At 54.4% G+C, this 24,420-nt stretch carries 22 protein-coding genes; 20 read left to right on the forward strand and 2 right to left on the reverse strand.

Annotated elements, in window-relative coordinates:
* The first annotated feature begins 15 nt into the window (after positions 1-15).
* The 8 genes from AC4G46_RS13565 to AC4G46_RS13600 all read left to right on the forward strand — a co-directional run bounded on the left by AC4G46_RS13565 (position 16) and on the right by AC4G46_RS13600 (position 5,915).
* Positions 16-453 (forward strand): YlbF/YmcA family competence regulator, encoded by a 438-nt coding sequence (locus AC4G46_RS13565; protein ID WP_491128395.1) that lies wholly within the window; start codon positions 16-18, stop codon positions 451-453.
* Between the two features lie 42 nt (positions 454-495).
* Positions 496-759, forward strand: coding sequence for a YlbG family protein (locus tag AC4G46_RS13570; protein ID WP_039872590.1), 264 nt, complete (start codon positions 496-498; stop codon positions 757-759).
* Between the two features lie 158 nt (positions 760-917).
* Positions 918-1,865, forward strand: a complete 948-nt coding sequence (locus AC4G46_RS13575) for an EAL domain-containing protein (RefSeq protein WP_491128396.1) — start codon at positions 918-920, stop codon at positions 1,863-1,865.
* Complete coding sequence (locus tag AC4G46_RS13580; protein WP_491128397.1) at positions 1,846-2,814, forward strand: GGDEF domain-containing protein; 969 nt, start codon at positions 1,846-1,848, stop codon at positions 2,812-2,814. Before AC4G46_RS13575 ends, AC4G46_RS13580 begins: the two co-directional genes overlap by 20 nt.
* A gap of 118 nt (positions 2,815-2,932) precedes the next feature.
* A complete protein-coding gene (locus AC4G46_RS13585; RefSeq protein ID WP_491128872.1) occupies positions 2,933-3,370 on the forward strand; it encodes a hypothetical protein in 438 nt (145 codons plus the stop codon).
* Positions 3,371-3,463: 93 nt separating this feature from the next.
* Positions 3,464-4,363 carry a selenium metabolism-associated LysR family transcriptional regulator gene (locus AC4G46_RS13590; RefSeq protein ID WP_491128398.1) on the forward strand — a complete coding sequence of 300 codons (900 nt, stop codon included), beginning with the start codon at positions 3,464-3,466 and terminating at the stop codon, positions 4,361-4,363.
* Between the two features lie 51 nt (positions 4,364-4,414).
* Positions 4,415-5,029 (forward strand): GNAT family N-acetyltransferase, encoded by a 615-nt coding sequence (locus AC4G46_RS13595; protein ID WP_491128399.1) that lies wholly within the window; start codon positions 4,415-4,417, stop codon positions 5,027-5,029.
* Positions 5,010-5,915, forward strand: a complete 906-nt coding sequence (locus AC4G46_RS13600) for a PHP domain-containing protein (RefSeq protein ID WP_491128400.1) — start codon at positions 5,010-5,012, stop codon at positions 5,913-5,915. The genes AC4G46_RS13595 and AC4G46_RS13600 overlap by 20 nt, the downstream gene beginning before the upstream one ends.
* A gap of 144 nt (positions 5,916-6,059) precedes the next feature.
* On the opposite strand, the gene AC4G46_RS13605 is transcribed toward AC4G46_RS13600, so the two are convergent.
* Positions 6,060-7,931 (reverse strand): Rqc2 family fibronectin-binding protein, encoded by a 1,872-nt coding sequence (locus AC4G46_RS13605; protein WP_491128401.1) that lies wholly within the window; start codon positions 7,929-7,931, stop codon positions 6,060-6,062.
* Between the two features lie 192 nt (positions 7,932-8,123).
* Here AC4G46_RS13605 and AC4G46_RS13610 point away from each other — a divergent pair, with 192 nt between their 5' ends.
* The 5 genes from AC4G46_RS13610 to AC4G46_RS13630 all read left to right on the forward strand — a co-directional run bounded on the left by AC4G46_RS13610 (position 8,124) and on the right by AC4G46_RS13630 (position 16,002).
* On the forward strand, positions 8,124-10,943 hold the full coding sequence (locus AC4G46_RS13610; protein ID WP_491128402.1) for a calcium-translocating P-type ATPase, SERCA-type: 2,820 nt from the start codon (positions 8,124-8,126) through the stop codon (positions 10,941-10,943).
* Positions 10,944-11,026: 83 nt separating this feature from the next.
* Positions 11,027-11,863: a diaminopimelate epimerase gene (gene dapF / locus AC4G46_RS13615; protein ID WP_491128403.1), complete on the forward strand. Its 837-nt coding sequence runs from the start codon at positions 11,027-11,029 to the stop codon at positions 11,861-11,863.
* Positions 11,864-12,030: 167 nt separating this feature from the next.
* On the forward strand, positions 12,031-13,686 hold the full coding sequence (locus AC4G46_RS13620; RefSeq protein ID WP_491128404.1) for a spore germination protein: 1,656 nt from the start codon (positions 12,031-12,033) through the stop codon (positions 13,684-13,686).
* Positions 13,670-14,884 (forward strand): Ger(x)C family spore germination protein, encoded by a 1,215-nt coding sequence (locus AC4G46_RS13625; protein ID WP_491128405.1) that lies wholly within the window; start codon positions 13,670-13,672, stop codon positions 14,882-14,884. The genes AC4G46_RS13620 and AC4G46_RS13625 overlap by 17 nt, the downstream gene beginning before the upstream one ends.
* Positions 14,885-14,901: 17 nt before the next feature.
* Entirely contained in the window at positions 14,902-16,002 is a 1,101-nt protein-coding gene (locus tag AC4G46_RS13630; protein ID WP_491128406.1) for a GerAB/ArcD/ProY family transporter, read from the forward strand.
* Here the strand turns inward: AC4G46_RS13630 and AC4G46_RS13635 are convergent.
* On the reverse strand, positions 15,975-16,232 hold the full coding sequence (locus tag AC4G46_RS13635) for a hypothetical protein (protein WP_491128407.1): 258 nt from the start codon (positions 16,230-16,232) through the stop codon (positions 15,975-15,977). The genes AC4G46_RS13630 and AC4G46_RS13635 overlap by 28 nt on opposite strands.
* Positions 16,233-16,402: 170 nt before the next feature.
* Here AC4G46_RS13635 and AC4G46_RS13640 point away from each other — a divergent pair, with 170 nt between their 5' ends.
* From AC4G46_RS13640 to priA, 7 genes are all read left to right on the forward strand, one after another.
* Complete coding sequence (locus tag AC4G46_RS13640) at positions 16,403-18,277, forward strand: bifunctional homocysteine S-methyltransferase/methylenetetrahydrofolate reductase (RefSeq protein WP_491128408.1); 1,875 nt, start codon at positions 16,403-16,405, stop codon at positions 18,275-18,277.
* A gap of 38 nt (positions 18,278-18,315) precedes the next feature.
* Positions 18,316-19,212 (forward strand): YicC/YloC family endoribonuclease, encoded by an 897-nt coding sequence (locus AC4G46_RS13645; protein ID WP_491128409.1) that lies wholly within the window; start codon positions 18,316-18,318, stop codon positions 19,210-19,212.
* A gap of 50 nt (positions 19,213-19,262) precedes the next feature.
* Complete coding sequence (gene remA, locus AC4G46_RS13650; protein ID WP_006209218.1) at positions 19,263-19,523, forward strand: extracellular matrix/biofilm regulator RemA; 261 nt, start codon at positions 19,263-19,265, stop codon at positions 19,521-19,523.
* Between the two features lie 18 nt (positions 19,524-19,541).
* Positions 19,542-20,111 (forward strand): guanylate kinase, encoded by a 570-nt coding sequence (gmk, locus tag AC4G46_RS13655; protein WP_068727536.1) that lies wholly within the window; start codon positions 19,542-19,544, stop codon positions 20,109-20,111.
* Positions 20,112-20,166: 55 nt separating this feature from the next.
* On the forward strand, positions 20,167-20,367 hold the full coding sequence (rpoZ, locus tag AC4G46_RS13660; RefSeq protein WP_068727534.1) for a DNA-directed RNA polymerase subunit omega: 201 nt from the start codon (positions 20,167-20,169) through the stop codon (positions 20,365-20,367).
* 284 nt (positions 20,368-20,651) lie between these two features.
* Entirely contained in the window at positions 20,652-21,887 is a 1,236-nt protein-coding gene (gene coaBC, locus AC4G46_RS13665; RefSeq protein ID WP_491128410.1) for a bifunctional phosphopantothenoylcysteine decarboxylase/phosphopantothenate--cysteine ligase CoaBC, read from the forward strand.
* Positions 21,887-24,418 (forward strand): primosomal protein N', encoded by a 2,532-nt coding sequence (gene priA, locus AC4G46_RS13670; RefSeq protein WP_491128411.1) that lies wholly within the window; start codon positions 21,887-21,889, stop codon positions 24,416-24,418. The genes coaBC and priA overlap by 1 nt, the downstream gene beginning before the upstream one ends.
* Positions 24,419-24,420 lie beyond the last annotated feature (2 nt).

The following is a 24,420-nucleotide window of genomic DNA, read 5'->3' on the forward strand; positions in this document are numbered from 1 at the left end:
AAAGAGTTGACGTTCATGAGCGTAGCGGAATTGAATACGGTCGATATGGCCGAAGTGCTGACATACGCCTATGAATTAGGCGATATGATTAATCAATCCGCTGAAGTGTCGGATTATTTATACTGGAAGGGGCGCGTAAGCGCCAATCCCGAAATCCAGGCCATGGTCAGACGGCTGCAGAGCAAGAAGGAGCTGTTCGAGGAGACGCAACGTTTCGGGCATTTTCACCCGAATTACCATATGGCCAAGGACGAAGTGACAGCAGTAGAGAAGGAGCTTGAGCTGTTCGAGGAGGTCGTCCGCTTCAAGCAGGCGGAGGCGACGCTGGACGATATTTTACACTCAATGTCGGAAGCGATCGCATTCTCGGTATCGGATAGCATCAAGGTGCCAAGCAATGATCCGTCGCCAAAGGGCGGATGCGGCAGCGGAGGCAAATGCTCCTGCGGATAAGCTGCCCCATGCAGGGGAGAGAATGAAAGGGCGGATGAGCTTATGTTTGCGGAACGGACAGGATATATCGTATGGGTCAGCGATGTCAAGGCGGCACGCAACCTTGAGAAATACGGAACATTGCATTATGTCTCCCGGAGGATGCATTATGCGGTAATGTATGTGAACGCAGAACGTGCGGAAGAAGTGATGAAGAACGTCCGCAGACTCTCATATGTACGTAAGATCGAAAGATCCTACCGCAATGAACTGAAGACGGAATATACCAGCAACGGACAGGACAAGTCACGTTATTACGGCTTGTAGGATAAGTTCATAGGCGGATTGTTATCAGGAAGCAGGCGCTCTAAGCGTCTGCTTTTTGTTTTGAATTGAAACAGGCCTGAAATAAAGTGGGCTATTGTCGATATTTGGCAAGATATTTAATCACCGCTTAATACTTTGCGTATATGCTTGTGCTAAGAGTGATAAAATTCACGAAGACAGGCAAACAGGTGATCAAAATGAGCAAAGAGCGGGCGCTGTCCCACAAGATAAAATCTATTCCCAGGTATCTTCAGCATTTAAATGTCAGGCTTAAGGGAGAGCTGCGGGAGCTCGGCCAGTTATCCGCCCTGCTGGATATCATGAACAATGAACGTCTGGATACGTATTTTCAGCCGATTCTGCAGCTGCGTACCGGTCGTACAGTCGGGCATGAGGTGCTAAACCGTCCTCCATCCTCCACCTATTTTCCGACCACTGAGCACTTCTATGAATTTGCCGGGCGGACGGACCAGATGTTCCGCTTTGAGCAGAACTGCCGGAGGATGTCACTGCTGAGATACATGGAACGGCTGCCTCTGGAGGACCGTGCCAGCGGCACGTTAGTCTTCATCAATGTCCATCCGGGGGTGCTGAATGATACCCGTCATAAGAGCGGGGAGACGCTGGCCCTGCTGCAGTCGCTTGGGCTGTCCCCGGAGCGTGTCGTGTTTGAACTGACTGAACGGCAGGCTGTACAGGATTATGTCGGCTTTGAAAAGGTGCTGTCCCATTACCGTGAGCAGGGCTTCCGCATAGCGGTTGATGATGCAGGCTCAGGCTACAACAGCCTCAAAACGCTGGTATACCTCAAGCCTGAATTCATTAAACTGGACAAGTCGCTGATCCGGGGCATCCACGGCTGCCGGGAACAGCAGGAGCTGCTGGAGCTGATCCGGGAGTATGCGGCCCGTTCGGCCACCAAAGTCATTGCGGAAGGCATCGAAACAGCGGAGGAGCTGGTATATCTGCAGAGGGCTGGCATCGAATTCGGACAAGGTTATGCGCTGGGCAGGCCGGGGCAGCTTCCGGTACAGGGCAGCTGTCCTGTAGAGCCTATCAAAGCTGCTGGAAGGGGAGTCTATGGCTATGTTTCTTCAAATCGGTGAAATTGCGGAGCAAATCCCGGAGATTTCCCCGCATCATAAATGTGAATTTGTGGATCAGATATTCAAAAGCAATCCCCGGCTGCAAGGTGTTTCCGTTACGGAAAACGGGAAAGCCGTAGCCCTGATTATGCGTATCCGCTTTTATCAGCAGATCGGAACGCTGTATGGCTATACGCTGTATATGGGCAGGGCAGTGGAGCTCGTCATGGACCGCAATCCGCTAGTGGTGGACTACAAGACACGGATTACGGAGGTCAGCCGGCTGGCGATGGACAGAAGCGAGGAGAATCTCTACGACTATGTGCTCGTTACCCATGAGGGGCGTTTGTTCGGTGCGGTGAGCGTGCGCGACCTGCTGCTGAACTTTGCCGAGATTCAGGCGGTGGCAGCCAGCTTTCTTAATCCGCTAACCGGCCTGCCGGGCAATCTGAGCATTAATGAATGGATGGTAAAGTCGCTGCTGCAGGAGCAATTCAGTGTATTATACATAGATCTTGATCATTTCAAGGCTTATAACGATACGTACGGATTCAAAGAAGGGGACCGGCTGATCCAGGCTGCTGCGGAGATATTGAAGCATTGCGCCCTGCAGCTTGAAGGGTTCCTGGGGCATATCGGTGGGGATGACTTTATTATTTTTATTAACGACTACCAGTTCGAGGACTGCTGCAGGGCCATTATCAGGGATTTTGAGCAGGTTATAAAAGAGTTCTATCATCCGGGCCATCTGGCTCAGCAGTATGTTCTGACTGAAGGCCGTTCAGGCGGCATGGAAAAGATCCCGCTGGTCTCGATCTCTGTTGCGGTTGTAACCAACCGTTTTCGCCAGTTTGCTTCGATTGAGGCGTTGTCCGAGGAGGCGGCACGGCTCAAAAAAAGATGCAAGAAGATCAAGGGCAGCAGCTATGTGGATGATTCTGACCTTGCAATGAGCAAAGTGAGCCACTGACTACAAGCCTGATATACGGGCCTGACCGGAGCGGCATGCTTGAACAAGCTGCGTCAATGCGGTAAGATTGACAACAATAAGAGCATGCCCTAGACCCTTCCGGTGGAGAGTGATGATGATGCATGGCAAAGGGATAGACTGGTGGGGGGCATATGAGCCTTTTCACATCATGCTGAATGACTACAGGGTCGCTGATATTGTGATAACAAGCCACGCGCAGAGCCGCTATGCGGACCGGGTCAGCCGGGAAGGAGATGCCGGTGCAGAGCCTGCTGCTTTTTTGTGGCAATGCCTGAAGCAGAACCGGATCAAGCCGTATCTGCAGAGCAAATACAACGCCTATCTGATCGATGAGGATACCGTTGTGATTGCAGAGTTCAAGGAGCTGGAGGGTGTCACCAGCCTGTCCGGCCGGCCGCTGCACGTGATGGTGATTGTTTCCTTTCTGGGGCGGATCTCGGCGACTCCGCAGCTGCGTGATCTGCAGGGCTACTTCTCGCGTCTGCGGAATTCCCGCCGGATGAAGCTGATGAAGAAGCGCCGCAAACGCAGATAGCGCGCAGCAGTACGCAAAAAGGCATGCGGCCGAGGACCGCATGCCTTTTTTTAAAAAGATCGATCTATACAGCATTGAAGGAGTCCTGAATACATGAATTTTCATCAGCTTCATATTTTTTATACGGTATCCGAGCAGGGGAGCTTCTCGGCAGCAGCCCAGCGGCTGCATATGACACAGCCTGCGGTTACGATGCAGGTGCAGTCGCTGGAGGATTATTTCGGCACCAAGCTGTTTGACCGCTCCAGCAAGAAGATCGTACTCTCGGAAGCGGGACAGGTGCTCCTGCCGTATGCACGGCGGAGCATCCAGCTGATCCGCGAAGCGGATCAGGCCATGTCGGCGTTCACGCATATGCTGGAGGGGCGGCTGCAGCTCGGGGCGAGCCTGACCATCGGCGAATATGTGCTGCCGCGCCTGCTTGGGCCGTTCGGCAAAGACTATCCGAATATCTCTATTAACATGAAGGTTATGAATACTTCACAGATTATCGAGGAGATCCATAAGCATCAGCTGGACTTCGGGCTGGTTGAAGCGCCGGTAGCCCATCCGGCCATGATGCTGGAGCCGGTGATGGGGGATGAGCTGAAGCTGATCGTACCGTGGGGGCATCCGCTGGCCGATCAGGAGGAGGTTACTCTGGCGGATGCGCTGCAATACCCGTTTGTCCTGCGGGAACAGGGGTCGGGTACCCGTATTGTGATGGAGGAGCAGCTGCTAGACAAAGGGCTTGATCCTGGAGCCATGAGAATCGTCATGGAGCTGGGCAGTACCGGTGCGGTAAAATCGGCAGTAGAAGCCGGCCTGGGCATCACGATTATCTCTACGTCCTCGGTTAAGCATGAAGTGGCGCTGGGGCTGCTCAAGGTTGTCGATATTACGGATGCCTCCTTCAAGCGGCAGTTCTATGCCATTCATCTGAAGTCAACGCTGCTGCCGATCCCGGCAGTCACCTTCCTGACTTATCTGCGTGAGCATAAGGACGACCGGTAGGAGAGCAGGGCCCGGCTTGTGGAACAAGACAGATAAAGCGGGGGATAGGATATGGGGGTACGGCTGCAGGGAAACAGGGTGATTTTGCGAGATCTGGTTGAAGAGGATCTCCGGACCATTTACTATCACTACTATGAGGCTGAGGATCAGGAGTTTCAGAAGTGGAACGGTCCGTATTACCCGCTGGAAGAAGAGAGCTTTGAGGAATTTGCAGAGAGCTGCCGTGGAGTGCTGGCGGTGACTCGGACCGACAAGCCGCGGTCTAGGCTGGTAATCGAAATAGACGGAACGCTCAAAGGCATGGTCAACTGGTACTGGGTATCGGAGGAAACGGACTGGCTTGAGATCGGGATTACTATTTTTGATTCACGTTATTGGTCAGGCGGCTACGGAACCGAGGCATTTAAAATGTGGATGGGTTATCTGTTTAATTCGATTGATACAGTCCGCCTTGGCATCGCCACCTGGTCGGGCAACGTAAGGATGATGGGACTGGCCGCCAAATGCGGTATGGCACTGGAGGGGCAGATCCGCAAAGCGCGGATTGTCCGCGGCAAATATTTCGATGCAATCAAGATGGGAATTCTCCGTGAGGAATGGGATAGCATGAACAGCGTACCTACTTTTGAACAACGGGGTGGCAGAGATGGACAATCAGCAGGATGATATTATCTTAAAAGAAACCGGCCGGACCGGTCTGCAGGGATATGCGGACCTGCATACGCATACGCAGGCTTCGGACGGCATGCAGCCGCCGGCGGAGAATGTGCGGATCGCCTTTGATAAAGGGCTGTCAGCCGTAGCCATTACCGACCATGATACGGTGAGCGGGGTTGCAGAGGCACTGGAGGCTGGCCGGAAATACGGCATTACTGTTGTGCCGGGAGTAGAGATCAGCACCCGTGCTGAAGGCAAGGAGATACATGTTCTGGGCTATTATATAGACACTGAACAGGAGCGGTTTCTCTCCAGGCTGGCAGCCCAGCGGGATACCCGGTCTGCCCGGAACGAAGCGATCCTGGCCAGGCTGCGTGAACTTGGTATTGATATTACACTGGAGCAGGTGGTTGCCAATCTCGGCCGTGCCTTGAAGCCGGACGAGAGCGTCGGACGGCCGCATATTGCCGATGAGCTGGTGCGGCTCGGGGCCGCTGCCGACATGCGTGATGCCTTTGACAAATATCTTGCTGAGGGTGCAGCAGCTTATGTATCTCCTCCGCGTATTACACCGGAGGAAGCCTGTGAATGGATTATTGAAGCAGGCGGGACGCCTGTGCTTGCCCATCCCGGCATCTACGGCGATGATGCGCTGGTGCAGGGCATTATTGCCCGCAGCGGACTGCGCGGCATCGAAGCGTACCACTCGGACCACAGTCCTGAAGATGCTGCACGTTATATGGTGATGGCAGAGCAATACGGGCTGTTTGTTACCGGCGGCTCGGACTTTCACGGCGCGCGCCAGGGTGTCATTTTCCATGGCGATCTGGGCAGTGTAAGCGTACCGGCGGAAGTTCTGAAGCAGCTTCGCGATGCTGCAGGTATCCGCAGATAACCTTACCGGGCGGACGCTTATGATGTGCCTCCTGATCTATGAAACTTTCAGCTGCTCTATTGACCGGAGCAGCGTCCAATAGAAAAGCCGTACCGCAGGAATGTCTACTCTTCCTGCGGTACGGCTTTTTTGATATATGCTGACTCAGCTTTTCAGCGCATTCGGCAGTCCTTTAATCCGTGCTTCATCCGGTGTCACAAACAGCGTCTTCTGACGGTCATAAATGACGAAGCCAGGCTTCGCACCGCTTGGCTTGCGGACATGGCGGATCAGGGTGCAGTCAACCGGAACGCTGCTCGACTGCTTGGCCTGGCTGTAATAAGCAGCCAGCTGGGCTGCTTCTTCCAGGGTGGCATCCCCGAATGTCTCGCTGCGGATCACGACATGCGAACCCGGAATGTCCTTGGTATGCAGCCAGGTGTCATTAGGCGAGGCTAGACGGTTTGTGACGTATTCGTTCTGCAGGTTATTTTTGCCGACATAAATATCTACTCCCTCAGAAGAGGTATAGACCTGGACGGTCGGCCGGGTAGCCTTCTTCTTCTTTTTACCCTTTTTGCTGCGGTCGCGCAGGTAGCCCTGGCTGACCAGCTCCTCGCGGATCTCCTCGATATCGTTGAGTGAGGCATGGGCAAGCTGCTGCAGCAGCGTCTCCATGTAGGTGATCTCTTCATGTGTCTTGGCCTGCTGTTCTTCAATCACAAGCAGGCTGTTTTTGTACTTGTTGTATTTCTTGAAATAACGCTGCGCATTGTCCGACGGCGTGAGCAGCGGATCAAGCGGAATCGTGATTTCTGCCTGATTTTCATCGTAATAGTTCACCAGCCGGGCTTCCTTGTCGCCCTTGGACACGGCATGCAGGGAGGCAAAGAGCAGCTCTCCCCAGATCCGGTACTGGTCCGCGTCATCCGCTTCTTCTAAATCCTTTTGCAGCTTGGCCAGCTTTTTCACATTCTTGCTCCGCTCGTTGGTGAGGAAGCGGATCAGGTCGGCGACCCTCTGCTTGACTGTGTCACGTTCTGCCTTATCCCCGTAATATTCCTCCAGGCAGCTGCTAATCGTACTGTAGTGCCGTACCTCTTCGCCCAGTAAAGTCAGGGCAATGGCGGAAAAGACCGGCTTGCCCTTGGCATTATTGCCGGAAACCGGTGCGAACCGGAACTCTCTTACGGGCGTCATTACGGACTCAAATGCCGACCACAGCTTTCCAGGGGCCTCAGGATTCTGCGGTACATAATCCTTACCTGCCCTGTACAGAATTTCTCCGGCGATCAGAGGGCTTAGCCCGCTGAAAGCATGTACGATCCAGCCCACAGGGTCAGCTGAAGGAGCAGGTCCGCCGCTTCCGTCCTGCACCGGTCCTTCCAGCGACCGCAGCAGATCGGCAATATCGCCTTCGATCATGTCCTCAGGCTCAGCCTTTTCTTCGCTTTCGGCCAGCAGTGCTGCTTCCTCAGCGTCTGCCATCAGCTTGATGAATGCCTCTTCGCCGACCTCAAGCGGATTCAGCTTATGCTGCTGCGGCGGCTCGGTGTAAGCGGCCCCGGGCATTACAACCCGGTAGCTGCTGATTGACGGGGTTACATGATGGATGCCGTCAATGATCGTGCCGCTGGCAAGATCGGTAAGAATGATGTTGCTGTGGCGGCCCATCAGCTCGATGATCAGCTGTTTGGCCGAGACATCGCCAAGCTCGTCACGGGTCCGGATGTTGATATGAATGATCCGCTCCATGCCGACCTGGGCAATGCTCTCAATGGTTCCGCCTTCACAATGCTTGCGCAGCAGCATGCAGAACATCGGCGCCTCCGCCGGATTGACGCTGCTGCGTTCGCTCAGGTGCAGGCGGGGATAGGTCGGGTTCGCAGACAGCAGCAGCTTGCCTCCGCCTCCCGCGCCGCGCAGGATGAAGATAAGATCGTGTGTGCTGGGCTGATATATTTTGCCGACGCGCGCACCGATAAAGGCCTGAAGCTCGTGCACGATCGCTCTGGTAACAATACCGTCTAATGCCATGATAAAAGCTCTCCTGTCGCAAAATGATTAAGTGCTACTCCCTATGATGCCATACTTTAACACATTCGCGCAAAAGGGAAAGCAGACGGGCAGTGATATTTTGGGACGACCATGAATACACTTGGTCATGAACAGGTGGAAAAGCTGTGCGCCGCCGGAAGTCAAGAAACGACCGGGAGGGAAAGAAACGATATGGAACAAAAAAGCTGGCACCGGCTCGGTGCAGAGGAGCTGCAGAAGCTGTTCGGCGTTCAGCCGGGAGCGGGCCTGAGCGCAGAGGCAGCTGAGGAAAGACGCAAGGAGGGCGGGTTCAACGAACTGTCGGAGGGGAAAAAAATCTCGCCGCTGACCCTGCTGCTTAACCAGTTCAAGGATTTTATGGTGCTGGTGCTGATGGGGGCAACGCTGGTATCCGGCCTGCTGGGCGAGTACCTCGATGCCATTACGATTGTCGCCATTATCCTGCTTAACGGGATTCTTGGCTTTGTGCAGGAATTCAGGGCCGAGCGTTCGCTGCGGGCGCTGAAGCAGCTGTCGGCTCCTAATGCCAAAGTGCTGCGCGGGGGCAGGCAGGAGCTTATCCCGGCCAGATTGCTGGTTCCCGGTGACATCGTCCTGCTGGAGAGCGGCGACCGTGTTCCGGCCGATGTCCGGTGGCTGGAATGCAGTGCGCTGTATGCGGAAGAATCGGCGCTGACCGGCGAATCGCTGCCTGTATCGAAGCATGCCGATGCCATTTCTGCTGCCGAGCTGCCGCTTGGTGACCAGAAAAATATCGGCTTTATGGGCACGATGATTACCCGCGGTACAGGTAAGGCTGTTGTTGTCCGCACCGGTATGGATACAGAGATGGGGAAAATTGCCGATCTGATCCAAAACACCGAATCGCAGGAAACTCCGCTGCAGCACCGTCTGGAGCAGCTGGGCAAAATTCTGATCTATGTTTCACTGGGTCTCACCATAGTTGTAGTGCTTGCCGGTATCCTGCACGGGCAGCCGGCAGCAGCAATGTTCCTTGCAGGCGTGAGCCTTGCCGTAGCTGCTATTCCCGAAGGGCTGCCGGCGATCGTCACGATTGCGCTGGCGCTGGGCGTGCAGCGGATGATTAAACGCAAGGCCATCGTCCGCAAGCTGCCTTCTGTGGAGACACTCGGCTGTGCTTCGGTGATCTGCTCTGACAAGACAGGCACGCTGACACAGAATAAAATGACAGTGACACGTGTTTGGAACGCCGGACGGATTCTGGAGGTAACCGGAGAGGGCTACGCCCCTGCCGGACAGGTTATGCAAAAGGGGAAGCCGGTTGATCTGAAAAATGACCAGAATCTGCGGCGTATGCTGCAGATCGGGGCGCTCTGCAGCAATGCCGAAATTGTAGAGACCTTCCCGGCAGAGCTGCGCGGCAAACGCAAAGGTAAGGAAAAGGGCGAAGCTGTGGATAATTCTCTTAGCAGCCAGCCGGTATGGGAGCTGAAGGGTGATCCGACGGAAGGCGCTCTGGTGGCTTTATCTGCCAAAATGGGCCTGACAGCACAGTCACTCGCAGTAACCTATACCAGGGATCAGGAATTCCCGTTTGATTCGGAACGCAAGCTGATGTCCGTTGTCGTCAGCCATCCGGGCGGGCGGATGATCTGCACCAAGGGGGCGCCGGACGTCCTGCTGAACAGCTGTACTTATATGCTGTGGGAAGGTGCGGTTGTGCCTTGCACGCCGACGCTGCGGCAGAAGGTGCTTGAAGCGAACGAGGAGATGGCCTCCGGCGCACTGCGGGTGCTTGGTATGGCCTACCGGGATCTTCGCTCCGGTGAGACAGCCGGCAGTGAGAAGGAAGCGGAAAGCCAGCTCGTCTTTGCCGGTCTGGCCGGCATGATCGACCCACCGCGGCGCGAAGTGCGCGATGCGATCAGTGTAACCCGCCGGGCAGGGATCAAGACAGTAATGATTACCGGTGATCACGGCACGACTGCCGAAGCGATTGCCCACCAACTCGGCATCCTGCAGCGCGGCGGAACCGTGCTGACCGGAACCCAGCTCAGCCGGATGGATGATGACGAGCTGGATAAAGTAGCTGATAATATCAACGTTTACGCCCGTGTATCCCCTGAACATAAGCTAAGGATCGTCAAATCGCTGCAGCGGCGTGGCCATGTGGTTGCCATGACCGGGGACGGCGTCAATGACGCTCCCGCGATCAAAGCGGCGGACATCGGCATTTCTATGGGCATTACCGGCACCGATGTTACGAAGGAAGCTTCGGCTCTGGTACTCGGCGATGATAATTTCTCAACAATTGTTGCTGCAATTGAGGAAGGGCGGAATATTTACGAGAATATCCGTAAATTTATCCGTTACCTGCTGGCCTCCAATGTCGGCGAGATCCTCACCATGTTCTTTGCCATGATGCTCGGTCTGCCGCTGCCTCTGGTGCCAATCCAGATCCTGTGGGTTAACCTTGTAACGGACGGCTTGCCGGCGATGGCTCTTGGAGTAGATCAGCCGGAGAAGGATCTTATGGAGCACAAGCCGCGCGGAGCCAAGGAAAATATTTTTGCCCGCCGCCTGGGCTGGAAGATTATCAGCCGCGGCCTGCTGATCGGGCTCTGCACACTCGGCGCCTTCTGGCTGACGCTGCGTACCGCTCCTGGCAGTGCGGAGCAGCTGATCCGCGCACAGTCTGTAGCCTTCGCAACCCTGGTCATGGCCCAGCTGATCCATGTGTTTGACTGCCGCAGCTCGCGCTCTGTATTCCACCGCAACCCGCTGCAGAATAAGGCGCTGGTGCTGGCTGTCCTGTCGTCCGTGGTGCTGATGCTGCTCGTCATGTACCTGCCGGTGCTGCAGCCGGTCTTCAAGACCGTGCCGCTGAACTTCCGGGAATGGTGCCTTGTATTCGTAAGCGCAGGCATCCCGACATTCCTGATGGGAGCAGGCAGCGTATGGGGCGGCAAAAAGAACCGTAGCAAGAGCGGCGGCCGTCCGGTGATGAAAAGTACAAAAATTTCAGCATAAAATCAATAGCATTGTCCCCGCTCCTTGAGGTATGCTTGGTTCACATGTGAATACTAACAAACCTTTTAGGAGTGGACCTTTCAATGGAATTTACAAAAATGCACGGTCTTGGCAATGACTTTATTATCGTATTCGGCGAGCAGGAGCTGCCGGCTAATGCTGCAGAGCTGGCAGTGAAGCTGTGCAACCGGTTCTTTGGAATCGGTGCCGACGGGCTTGTATACATTCTGCCGTCCGAACGCGGCGACTATATGATGCGCATTATGAACTCGGACGGGTCTGAAGCTGAGCAATGCGGCAACGCTATCCGCTGTGTCTCCAAGTATGTCTATGAGCACGGGCTGGTGGAGTCGGAGGAGATTGTGATCGAAACCATTGGCGCAGGCGAGCAGAAGGTATCGCTGAAAGTGAAGGATGGTGTGGTTGAAACCGTAACGGTGGATATGGGTGAGCCTGTATTGTCCGGCACACAGATTCCGGTAGCTATCGATGCCGAGCCGGTGCTGGATCAGCCGATTGAAACGGATGGTGCTGAATTCAAGTTTACCGCCGTTTCAATGGGCAATCCCCACTGTGTGATCTACGTGGATGATGCTGTCAGCTTTGACCTGGCAACCTGGGGACCGAAGCTTGAAGTTCATCCGCTTTTCCCGAGAAAAGTGAATGTAGAATTTGCAACGGTGCTTGACCGCGGACATGTGGACATGCGTGTCTGGGAACGCGGAGCTGGTCCTACCCTGGCCTGCGGTACTGGAGCCTGTGCAACACTGGTATCCTCTGTCCTGAATGGCCTGACAGACCGCAGTGCGGTGATCAGCCTTAAAGGCGGAGATTTGTTCATCGAATGGAATGAACAGGATAATCACGTGTATATGACCGGTCCGGCTCAGGTGGTCTATACAGGTTCTGTAGAAGTGTAATCAGGCAGGATCAGCACGCACATTATACTGCAGCAGTCAATAAAAGGATGTCCGGTAAGCCACGCGGCTTGCGGACATCCTTTTTGTGCTACATCAGGATCGGCCAGCCGAATAATGGCAGAAGGAACCGCGAATAATAGGAACCATTATCAGAAGGGGGGAGTCCGATGAGCAGCAGGCGGGCGAATATGGGCAGCCAGGCGGAGGCGGCCGGTCTGACGGGCACAAGCGGCAGAACTTCCGGATTAACAGAAGATCTGGACGAGACGATCCGTAATATCCGGACCGAGCTTGGAGAGAGCCCGGATCTTAAAGTGCGCAGACTCCAGATCGGCGGAGAGCACCGTGTCCTGGCGGCGGCAATCCATATCAGCGGGCTGGCGGACCCGGCTGCCGTCAATGAATTTGTAATCGGCTCACTCCTGGCGGAGCCGCAGAAGCTCCCGGAAGATACAGCAGATCCTGCCCGGATTCAGGCTGTGCTGCTTGACGGTATTCTGGAGCTGGGGGATGCCGAGATCACGGATAGCTGGAATGATCTGCTGCTGGCGGTGTTGTCGGGAGATACGGCTGTTCTTATCGAGGGCTGTATGAGTGCGGTTCTCTGTGATACCAAGGGCGGGGAGTCACGCTCCGTAGAGGAGTCATCCTCCCAAATGGTCGTACGCGGGCCAAAGGACGGGTTCGTGGAATCTGTGGCCACCAACATATCCCTGATCCGCCGGCGGATCAAATCACCGAAGCTGCGGCTGGAATATACGAGAGTCGGCACAGAAACACAGACCCATGTAGCTATGCTCTATATGAAGGAAATAGCAGGGAAGGATCTGGTGGAGGAGGTCCGGAGCCGGCTGAACAAAATCGCGATAGACGAAGTGCTGGAATCGGGATTCATTGAAGAGCTGATCCAGGATAAAACGTTCACCCCCTTCCCTACTATTTATAATTCAGAACGCCCCGATGTAGCTGCAGGAAATCTGCTCGAAGGCAGGGTGGTCATCATTATTGACGGAACCCCGTTTGTGCTGATTCTGCCTGCAGTGTTCACCCAGTTTTTCCAGTCCGCCGAAGACTATTCGCAACGCTTTGACATTGCGATCCTTATGCGGATTGTCCGGTATGTCAGTTTTATAGTATTGCTGCTCGGCCCCTCAGTGTATATTGCCTTAACAACCTATCATTATGAAATGATTCCTACAACCCTGCTTATTAATCTGCTCTCACAGCGGGAAACCGTGCCGTTCCCGGCCTTTGTTGAAGCGCTGCTGATGGAGGGGGCTTTTGAAATCCTGCGTGAAGCCGGTGTACGGATGCCGCGTGTCATCGGACAGACTGTTTCCGTTGTCGGGGCGCTGATTCTCGGTTCAGCGGTCGTGGAGGCCGGCATTATAACCCCCATTATGGTTATCGTTATTGCCCTGACCGGTATTGCGAGCTTTGCCATCCCGGCTTATAACATGGCGATCGCCGGACGGATCATCCGCTTCGGATTTCTGCTGCTTGGCGGGATGTTCGGCTTCTACGGCATTACTCTCGGACTGATCGTGCTGGTAGCGCATATGAACAGCTTGCGTTCATTCGGTATTCCTTATTTATCGCCGTTCGTGCCGTTGTCTGTAAAAGGGCAGAAGGACACCCTTCTCCGGCTGCCGCTTTGGCTCATGAAGCCCGGCAAATCACCGGCGCAGCTCAGGAAGGAAATGCCGGATTACAAACGGGTGACAACCGGGCATGAAGCTGCCCTGGCGCCGCTTATACGCAATAACGATGCTGCCGGCAGGCAGGAGGACATGGAGGTTGGGGGAGATGAAGAAGAAAAGTAGCTTCTCTTTGGTATTGCTCATTACGGCCCAGCTGGTTATTCCCCTTGTGCTGGCGGGATGCTGGGACAGCGTCGAGCTTAACCGGCGGGCAATCGTGTCCGGTGTCGCCATAGACCGGGGTGAGGGGGAGGCCGAAAAATATGTCCTGTCCTTCCAGGTCATTGTCGCCGACGAAATTTCCGGAGAAAATGCGCGAGGCATTTCACCGGTCGCCCTCTATACAGGCAAGGGGCATACAATGTTCGAGGCGCTGGCGAGCGCTTCCCGTCAGACTGCCCGTTTTCTGTCCCTCGGCCATGTCCGCGTACTGGTTATATCCGAGAAGGTGGCTCAGGAGGGCATCAAGGATATGATGGATGTGCTTGAGCGGGAAAGCGACACACGATTAACCAGCCTTATTTTCGTTGCCAAAGGACAGCAGGCCCGTGAGATCATGTCAACTATGACCGTATTCAGCAAGATTCCGGCTAATGATCTCGTAGAGAAGCTTGATACCACTTCTAAACAGTTTGGCTACAACTACCGGATGGAAGTTGACGATGTAATCAGGGGGATTCAGCTCAGAGGCGGGGGACCGGTCATTAATGGAGTCATAATTGACGGTGTCCGTGAAGGTGCGGATACGAATGACAATATGAAAACCATTGCCCCGCATGCAGTCATCAAAGTAACGGAGCTCGCGGCTTTCAAGGATGACAGGCTGATGGGCTGGCTGAAGGGGGATACTGCGCTGGGGACAGCGCTTTTGCACAATAAAATCAAAGGCTACCCGGCAGTTATCCGGTATCCGGACTCAGGCTATCTTGCTTTTAATGTATACCAGTCCCAGCTTGAAGTCAGGGTTAAGGCAGCGGATCCGGAGCACCCGGTTTTTATTGTGAAAATAAGCCAGCAGGCTTCAATCAAGGAAAGTCCAAACAGCCTGGATCTGACTTCCCCTAAAATCCTTCAGAATCTTTCTCCCAAGCTGGCAGAGGATACCGCTACAAAAATCAGGGCAGCCATTGAAACGGCCAAGAAGTATAAAAGTGACTATATCGGGTTCGGACAGGTAATGGAGCGCAAAAATCCGCAAGGCTGGAAAAAGGTAAGGGATCACTGGGAGGACATCTTTGCGGCCTGTGAATTCCGAATAGAGGCCGATGCAGTCATCAGGCATACCGATATGCGCAGCAACTCATTTCAGGTTAATCCTTAGAGTGGTGGAGGAACAGTATGGGAAAAGTAAAAATTGGATTACTCCAGTTTTTCAGCATTACACTGCTGTTTGAACTGGGGACTTCGCTGGTCGTCAATCTGGGCATGGCAGCCGGCAGAGATGCCTGGCTTTCGATTCTCGTCGGCTCGCTGGCCGGCCTGCTGATGTTTTGGGGGTATGCCTATCTGTACAGAAAACATCCGGAACTCACATTCACAGGCTACACACGCAAGCTTCTGGGCAAGACAGCCGGGACACCTGTTGCGCTGCTGTACATTATTTTGTACTTGAATCTTTCCGGCCGGGGCCTGCGTGACGGCAGTACGATGCTGGCTATGGCCACGATGCACAATACACCGCTGTTCATTCTGAGCATGCTGATGATTCTGTCGAGCTCCTATGTGCTGCATAAGGGCACGGAGGTGCTTACACGGACTTCGCTGGTGTTTAGCACTATTGTTTTATTGATCGGATTATTCAGTATGGTTCTGCTGATGCTGTCAGGCTCCATTAATCTTCAGCATCTGCTGCCCGTGCTGGAGGACGGCTTATGGCCGGTGATCAATTCCGTGGTGCATCAGAATTATATGTTTCCGTTCGGTGAAATGATCGTCTTTACAATGCTCATGCCCTATCTGTCCGATGTCCGCAAAGGGCCGTGGGTCATTGCTGCCGCCATGTTCGTTTCCGCGCTGCTGCTCAGCGCCACAATCGCGCTTAATATCTCGGTGCTGGGGGCGGATATCGTAAAGCGTTCCCAGCTGCCGCTGATGCCGACAATCAGCAAGATTTCGATTTCGGATTTTATCCAGCGGGTGGATATCTTTGTGGTAATGGTGCTGATCATCGGGGTCTTTTTCAAAATGTCGGTCTTTTTCGGCGCCGCCCTGATTGGGATCTCAGAGTTGTTCAATCTCCCGTACCGGCGAATGCTCTATCCCTGTACGCTGATCATCCTGTTTACTTCAATGCTGGATGCCCGCAGCTTCACTGAGCATCTGGATGAAGGCGGCAGGCTGCTGTACACGGTCTACCCGGTGTTCATGATTGTAATTCCAGTTATTCTGATCATTATAACGGCTGTCCGCAGCTACTTTTCGGAACCCCGTCCCGGCTGAGTGCCCCGGACCCAGTAGATAATATCGGGCACAATCAGCGCTAGCAGCATGACGGCAGCGGCCAGCTTTTCCGAAGCGGAATACAGCAGGTAATTGAGGATGTAACTTATGTTCCCCAAGCCATAGCCGAACAGCCAATCCAGCAGATACAAATACAGAAGGGATAGTGCTGATAAAATAAGGATCACTGCATACTTGCGGAGCAGCAATCTGCGCGTTTTTCTTTTCACCCCGGAACAGTCCTTTACTGGTTAATAAAAGTAGTATGGGCATTTTCTGTAATGCCATGCAGAACCTCCGCACGGCCTGTCCATATTTGGGGCTCCTGAATGCTTATCATCCATCCCGTTTTATGTTACATTAGTATGAAACTAATGACAGTATAGGGGAGGTTCTTGCGGTGAAGCCGGATTTGCGCTCTGCATGGAAGAATAACGTGTTGGTCGGAGACGGGGCGATGGGAACCTTTTTATATCAGAAGGGCTTCCCTGTCGGCATCTCCTATGAAGAATTAAATTTGAACTCTCCTGAGGTTATTGAAGATGTACACCGCAGCTATATAGAAGCCGGGGCTATGCTCCTGGAGAGCAACACGTACTCCGCCAATTACGACAAGCTGGCCAAATTCGGCCTCGAGGGCAAGGTGGAGGATATTAACCGCGCCGGTGTGCGGATTGCGCGGAAGGCAGCGGGGGAAGCCGGGTATGTAGTCGGCGCCGTAGGCTCCATCCGTGCCGGCAAACGGGCAAATTTATCCGCTTCCGAGCTGAAACGCTTCTATACCCAGCAGTTCGCTGCGCTGCTTGAAGAGCAGCCCGACGGAATTATGCTGGAGACCTTCTATGACGTAGAAGAGCTTCACCTGGCGCTGAAGGCGGTCCGCAAGCTAAGCAGCCTTCCGGTCATCTGCCAGCTGGCGGTGGATGAGACGGCGCGTACGCTTGACGGGTTAACGCTGCCGGAGGCTTTTCATATTCTGGAGCAGGACGGGGCAGACATTATCGGCTTCAATTGCCGGACCGGGCCTATCGGCATCAAACGTGCCCTCACAACGCTGCAGGGAAGCCTTGCGCTGCCGGTGTCGGTCTATCCGAATGCGGGGATTGCCGATTATGTGGACGGGCAGTACCGCTACGGTGCAACGCCGGATTATTTCGGGCAGATGGCCCCTGTCTTTGCGGATATGGGCAGCCGGATTATCGGCGGCTGCTGCGGTACAACACCGCAGCATATCGCTGAAATCTCGGCTGCGCTGCGCGGGTATGTCCCGCAGCCGCTGCCGGAGCCGGCCGTGAAGCAGAGTGCAGGCAGCATTACTGTGCATGAGCATCTGGAGGAGGATGGCGGCCGGAACGGCCGTGAGCCGAATCTGGTGGATCTGGTGAAGGAGCGCCATACGGTCATTGTGGAGCTCGACCCGCCGCGTGATCTCGATATTACGAAGTTCATGAAAGGCGCGGAGGCGCTGCGCAGAGCAGGGGCAGATGCCCTGACACTGGCTGACAACTCCCTTGCCGTAACACGGATGAGCAACATGGCGCTCGGCTCGCTGGTCCAGGCCCGGACAGGGCTTAGGCCGCTGGTGCACGTTGCCTGCCGGGACCGTAATCTGATCGGGACCCAGTCCCATCTGATGGGCTTTGATGCGCTGGGCATTGACCATGTACTTGCTGTTACAGGAGATCCGGCGCGGTTCGGGGACCTGCCGGGCTCAAGCTCCATATACGATTTGACCTCATTCGAAATTATCCGGATGATCAAGCAGCTCAATGACGGGATAGCCTTCTCGGGCAAGCCGCTCAAACAGAAGGCCAAGTTTGTGATCGGGGCTGCGTTTAACCCGAACGTGAAGCATCTGGACAAAGCGGTGCAGCGGCTGGAGAAAAAAATCGCCTCCGGCGCCGATTATATTATGACACAGCCGGTCTATGATCCGGAGCTGATTGCGAATATTGCGGCAGCGACCAGACATCTCGATATTCCGATCTTCCTTGGAATCATGCCGCTGGCAAGCGGCCGCAATGCCGAATACCTGCATAACGAGGTGCCCGGTATCCAGCTGTCGGATGAGGTGCGCAGACGGATGCAGGGACTGGAAGGCGAAGCCGGCCGGGCAGAGGGTGTCGCCATCGCCAAGGAGCTGCTGGATGCGGCCACTGAACACTTTAACGGGATATACCTGATGACCCCGTTTATGTTCTACGACATGAGCGTACAGCTGCTGGAGTATATTTGGGCCAAGCAGGGGCGTAAATTGTCCCCCTTGTTTCGCTAGTAAGAATCAATTACAATAGTGTAATGGATGTGATTCCGTTGTCATTTAGCATGACCGGATACGGTCAATCATCCCTGCAATTCGGCGGTTACAAGATTACGTTCGAAGTCAAATCGGTGAATAACCGTTACTGCGAAGTTGTGCTGCGGATGCCCCGGGATTGGACGGTTTATGAGGATATGCTGCGCAAGACAGTGCAGAACCATATCAGACGGGGACGGGTAGATGTTATCATTAACAGGGAGACCGCGGATGAGGCGGCTGCCTTGCAGGAGCTGAACCGTCAGGCGGTTAAGTCCTATCTGGAATCGGCAGATGCACTGAAGAAGGAGTTCGGACTTGCGGGAGAGCTGACTTTGCGTGATATACTCTCTATGCCCGGTGTTATGGAACTGAAGGAGGGGCCGGCGGCTGTCTCGGCCGGTACACCTGAAGAATGGTCCGAGATGCTTGAGCGGGGATTAACGCAGAGCCTGGAGTCACTGCTTCAGATGCGTGCCCGGGAAGGAAGCTATCTTACGGCCGACCTGTCGCGCAGGCTTGTCCATCTTGAAGAGCTGCATGCGGCGATGGCAACCCTTGCCCCGGCAGTTGTAAGTGAATACCGCGATAAGCTGCGGCAGCGGCTGAGCGAACTGAATGACGGAACGTTCCCATTTGAAGAGCATAAATTCGGAATGGAAATTGCTATTTTTGCCGACCGCTGTAACATTGATGAAGAGCTTACCCGGCTGTACAGTCATTTTGAACAATGCAGGGCCCTGCTTGATGGAAATGAGCCGGCAGGACGCAAGCTGGACTTTCTCATCCAGGAGATGAACAGGGAGACGAATACAATCGGGTCGAAATGCAATCATCTGAATCTGGTGAATCTCACGCTCGAGATGAAGGCGGAGCTGGAGAAGATTCGTGAGCAGGCGGCGAATATGGAGTAACAGGATTTTCGGCAAGCAATGATGTAACTTATGGGGGGAACAACCGGAACATGGCAATCAAATTAATTAACATCGGCTTTGGGAATATCGTGTCGGCCAACCGTATTATTTCCATTGTCAGCCCGGAATCTGCACCGATCAAGCGTATCATCCAGGAAGCCAGAGACCGGCATATGCTGATCGATGCAACCTATGGCCGCCGGACGCGGGCCGTCATCATCACGGACAGCGACCATGTCATCCTCTCGGCAGTTCAGCCGGAGACAGTGGCACACCGTCTGTCCAGTAAAGATGACGATAACGACGAATAACAACAATTGGAGTGTACTATGTCAAAAGGATTGCTGATTATTTTATCCGGACCATCCGGCGTTGGCAAAGGCACAGTGTGTACAGCACTAAGACCCAAAATGCCTGAGCTTGTCTATTCCGTTTCTGCCACCACCCGCAATCCGCGGGAAGGCGAAGAGAACGGAGTCAATTATTTTTTCAAGAGCAGAGATGAGTTTGCGGCAATGATTGAAGCAGACCAGCTGCTGGAATATGCAGAATATGTAGGGAACTATTACGGGACTCCGCGTGATTTTGTGGAACGGACGCTGGAGAGCGGCAAAGATATCATTCTGGAGATCGAGGTTCAGGGTGCGCTGAAGGTCAAGGAGAAGTTTCCTGAAGGAATCTTTGTGTTCCTGCTGCCTCCTTCGATGGATGAGCTCAAGGACCGCATCCGCGGACGCGGTACGGAGCATCCTGATGTAATCAGCCACCGCATGTCTGTTGCCGAGGATGAGATTGGCCTGATCCGGCACTATGACTACGCCGTAGTGAATGATGAGATCGACCTCGCCTGCAAACGTATTGAGAGCATTATTATCGCCGAGCACTGCAAAGTAAGATAATAAGCGCTGCCAGGATTGAACCATATTTACAGTAAATGATGAAGAGGTGTCTTACGTGCTATATCCGTCTATTGATGAAATGATGAACAAGGTTGACAGCAAGTATTCGCTGGTTGTCGCTGCAGCCCGCCGGGCAAGACTGCTCCGTGAAGGCGGCAAGACTGATGTCAAAGCTCCGAAATCCCACAAGTTTGTGGGCGTTGCGCTGGAAGAAATCTATGAAGACCGCATTCTTGTAACCCGCGGCGAAGAGTAGATCTCTCTTCCTGCTACACCTGCAGCAGAAACGGCTTCGCTATAACAGCTGTTTCTGCTCCGGTTACCAGGAAGGATGTAGTATAATGTCATATGTAGCCCGTACCCGGGCTGTTCCTGACAACCGGAAGGTTGTTATTTTTTTAGAAACGGGTGCCAACCTTGATCGAAGGCGGCGCAGCCGTTTCTTCTTGCCGGTATAGGCCGATTCAGGCTATCATCCGGCTATTGAATGTCAGATCCGGTTCATCGGAGCCTGATCCTGGCTTGAAACAGGGGGGGATTATGTTGAACAGCTTAACAGGCAAAACCATTATCCTTGGCGTTACAGGGGGCATTGCTGCCTATAAGGCGGCAGCCTTGACCAGCAAGCTGACCCAGAAGGGGGCCGAGGTTCATGTGATTATGACAGCTTCGGCCAAGCAGTTTATTACCGAGCTGACTTTTCAGTCGCTCTCCAAACAGCGGGTATACAGTGATACCTTTCAGGAGCGTGACCCCGCTTCTATCTCTCATATTGATCTGGCCGGTTCCGCCGACCTGGTGCTGATTGCACCGGCAACCGCCAATATTATTGCCAAGATGGCACACGGCCTGGCTGATGATATGCTGTCCACCACGCTGCTTGCCACTACAGCACCTGTCATGGTGGCGCCGGCAATGAATGTGCATATGTACCAGCATCCGGCTGTGATCAGCAATATGAATACACTGGCTTCACGCGGCGTGCAGTTTATCGAACCCGGGGAAGGGCTGCTGGCCTGCGGCTATGTAGGCAAAGGCAGACTGGAGGAGCCGGAGTCGATTGTCCGTGTGGTCGAGCAATATTTCAACATTCAGGCTGATAGACTTAAAGGCCCTTTGAGCGGCAAAAAAGTGATGGTTACCGCAGGCGGGACTGTTGAACGCATTGATCCGGTCCGTTATATTTCCAATGATTCCTCAGGCAAAATGGGCTTTGCGATCGCCCGTGCTGCGCGGGCCATGGGCGCAGAGGTAACCCTTATCGCCGCACGGACAGACGAAGCTCCGCCGCAGGATCCTGAAATTACCCTGGTCCGGGTGGAATCGGCACAGTCCATGCTGGATGAGGTTGTCAGCCGCTGGAACAGCTGCGATATCCTCATTAAGGCTGCTGCTGTAGCCGACTACCGTCCGAAGCACAGTGCGGATGCCAAAATTAAAAAGGGCGGGGATACCTTGACGCTTGAGCTGGTTAAAACAACCGACATCCTGGAGAGTTTGGGCAAGGTGAAGGATAACCAGTTCCTGATCGGCTTTGCAGCCGAGACAGGCAATGCCGAATATTATGCGAAGGATAAGCTGGTCCGCAAAAATCTGGATCTGATCGTTGCCAATGATGTGTCCAGGGAAGGCGCCGGATTCGGTACGGACACCAATATTGTGTCCATTTACGATGCAGGCGGGCTGGTGCTGGATCTTCCGCTCAGCTCGAAAGATGAGGTCGCCCGCCGTCTGCTGACGCTTGCAGCTGAACGGATATCCGGAGTAACACGATAATGGAGATAGCGAAGGTCATTGTCGATGTTCCTGTGCGCAGCACCGACCGGCCGTTCGATTACTCTATTCCTGATGCTCTGCGGCTGTGGATCGAAGTCGGCAGCCGTGTAGCGGTTCCCTTCGGACACCGTACTGTACAGGGATTCGTCGTTTCGCTGGAGTCCGGGGAGACCGGAACGGCTTCCGGACTTAAGCCGATCCAGGAGGTCCTTGACCTGCTCCCGCCGCTGTCTCCGGAGCTGGTTGAATTAGGGGACTGGATGAGCCAGCGCTATGCCTGCAGGCGGATTTCTGCCCTGCAGGCAATGCTGCCCACCGCGCTCAAAGGCAAGGCTGAGCGCCTGATCTCTCTGGGTGAAGAGGCTGAAGCTGCGGATAAGCCGGCGGATGAACTGTTTCCGCTGTTCCTGGAGGAGGATCTGGAGGAGCGGACAATTATTGATTTCGTCAGAAAATCCGGAGAAGTGACCATGAAACAGCTGACCCGCAGCTTTCCCGGAGCTGCAGAGACGGTCAAGTTTATGCTGCGCCGGGGCGTGCTTACCGAGAGCCAGTCCATCAAGGATAAAATGGGCAAGAAAAAATTGAAGGCTGTTGACCTGGCGATCGGGCTGGCGGCAGCCCGCGAATCGCTCAGCACCTTCCCGGCCCGTTCGGCCCGGCAGAAGGATGTCCTGTCCTTTCTGATTGAAATGGAGCAGATGCTGCCCATGCCGATGAAGGATCTGCTGGCCGTTCTGCAGGTTACGGCGGGAACGGTCAAGGCACTGGAGGAAAAGGGCTATATTGAAATCAGTGAAATTGAAGTCTACCGCGATCCTTACCGGGGCCGCGACTTTAAGCCGAGCTCACCTTTGCCGCTTACACCTGAGCAGCAGAAGGTTTTCACGCGGATAGCCCGGACGGTTGATGAACAGCAGCATGAGGTCTTTCTGCTGCACGGGGTAACCGGCAGCGGAAAAACGGAGATTTATCTTCAGTGTATACAGCGTGCCATGGATCAGGGCAGACAGGCTGTGGTGCTTGTGCCGGAAATTGCGCTTACCCCGCAGATGGTGGAACGTTTCAAAGGACGGTTCGGCAGCGGCGTAGCTGTAATGCACAGCCGCCTGTCTGTCGGTGAACGCTATGACGAATGGCGCAAGATCAGGGAAGGCAAAGCGATGGTAGCTGTCGGGGCCCGTTCGGCGGTATTCGCCCCTTTTGCCAACCTGGGGCTGATTATTATGGATGAAGAGCATGAATCCTCTTATAAGCAGGAGGAGAATCCGAAATACCATGCCCGCGATGTGGCTGTCCGCAGGGCAGAGCAGGGCGGGGCAGCGGTTATTCTCGGCTCGGCCACTCCTTCACTGGAGAGCTATCATGCAGCCAGATCACAGAGTGACATTCACTTCTCGCCAGTGCTGCTCGAAATGCCTACCCGTGCTCTTGGCAATGCATTGCCTAAGGTACATGTGGTGGATATGCGGGAGGAGCTGAAGGAAGGGAACCGCTCGATGTTCAGCCGCAGACTTCACGCTGCACTGGAGAGCAGGCTGGAGAAAGGGGAGCAGACAGTACTGCTCCTGAACCGCAGAGGTTTTTCCACCTTTGTCATGTGCCGAAGCTGCGGTTATGTGGCCACCTGCCCCGAATGCGATATTTCGCTGACTTATCACAGCCGCAGCGACAATCTGCGCTGTCATTACTGCGGTCACGCAGAGCCCTCGCCAAAGGTATGCCCGGAATGCGGCAGCGAGCATATCCGCTTCTTTGGGACAGGAACCCAGCGTGTGGAGGAAGAGCTGGGCAAGCTCTTCCCCGGAATCCGGGTTATCCGGATGGATGTGGATACGACAACAGAGAAGGGCTCTCATGAGAAGCTGCTGAACCAGTTCCGCGACAAAAAGGCCGACGTCCTGCTAGGCACGCAGATGGTAGCCAAGGGGCTGGATTTCCCGGATGTAACCCTTGTCGGAGTCATAACCGCAGATTCAGCACTGAATCTGCCGGACTTCCGGGCAGGGGAGAAGACCTTCCAGCTGCTTACCCAAGTGGCTGGCCGGGCGGGCAGACATCAGCTTCCCGGGGAAGTTGTGGTGCAGTCCTACACGCCCGAGCATTACTCGATCGTGCATGCCAGCGGACACGACTATTACTCCTTCGTCCGCGATGAGCTGAAGCACCGCAGAGCCCTGCATTACCCGCCGTACTGCCGGCTGATTCTCGTCACCCTCTCGCACGAGCAGCTTCCGCTCCTGCTAAAAATGGCGGAGAATTACGCGCTGAATCTGCAGGGACGGGCAAGACAGCTCCGCTGGTTCGCCAGCCTGGACAAGCTGTCCGCAGATGCGCTTGACCTGCTAGGACCTGTAGCTTCACCGCTGCCGAAGTTAAAAGGAAGATACCGGTTCCAGTGTATTATCAAATGGCGGGGGGCTATTGATGCCATCGGGCTGGCCCGCAAGATTGCCGAGGAGCTGGAAGATTCGGTCCGAGACAACAATCTGCAGATCAGTATCGACGTAGATCCGCAGATGTTGATGTAGTT

This window comes from Paenibacillus sp. fava2 (genome assembly GCF_058313675.1).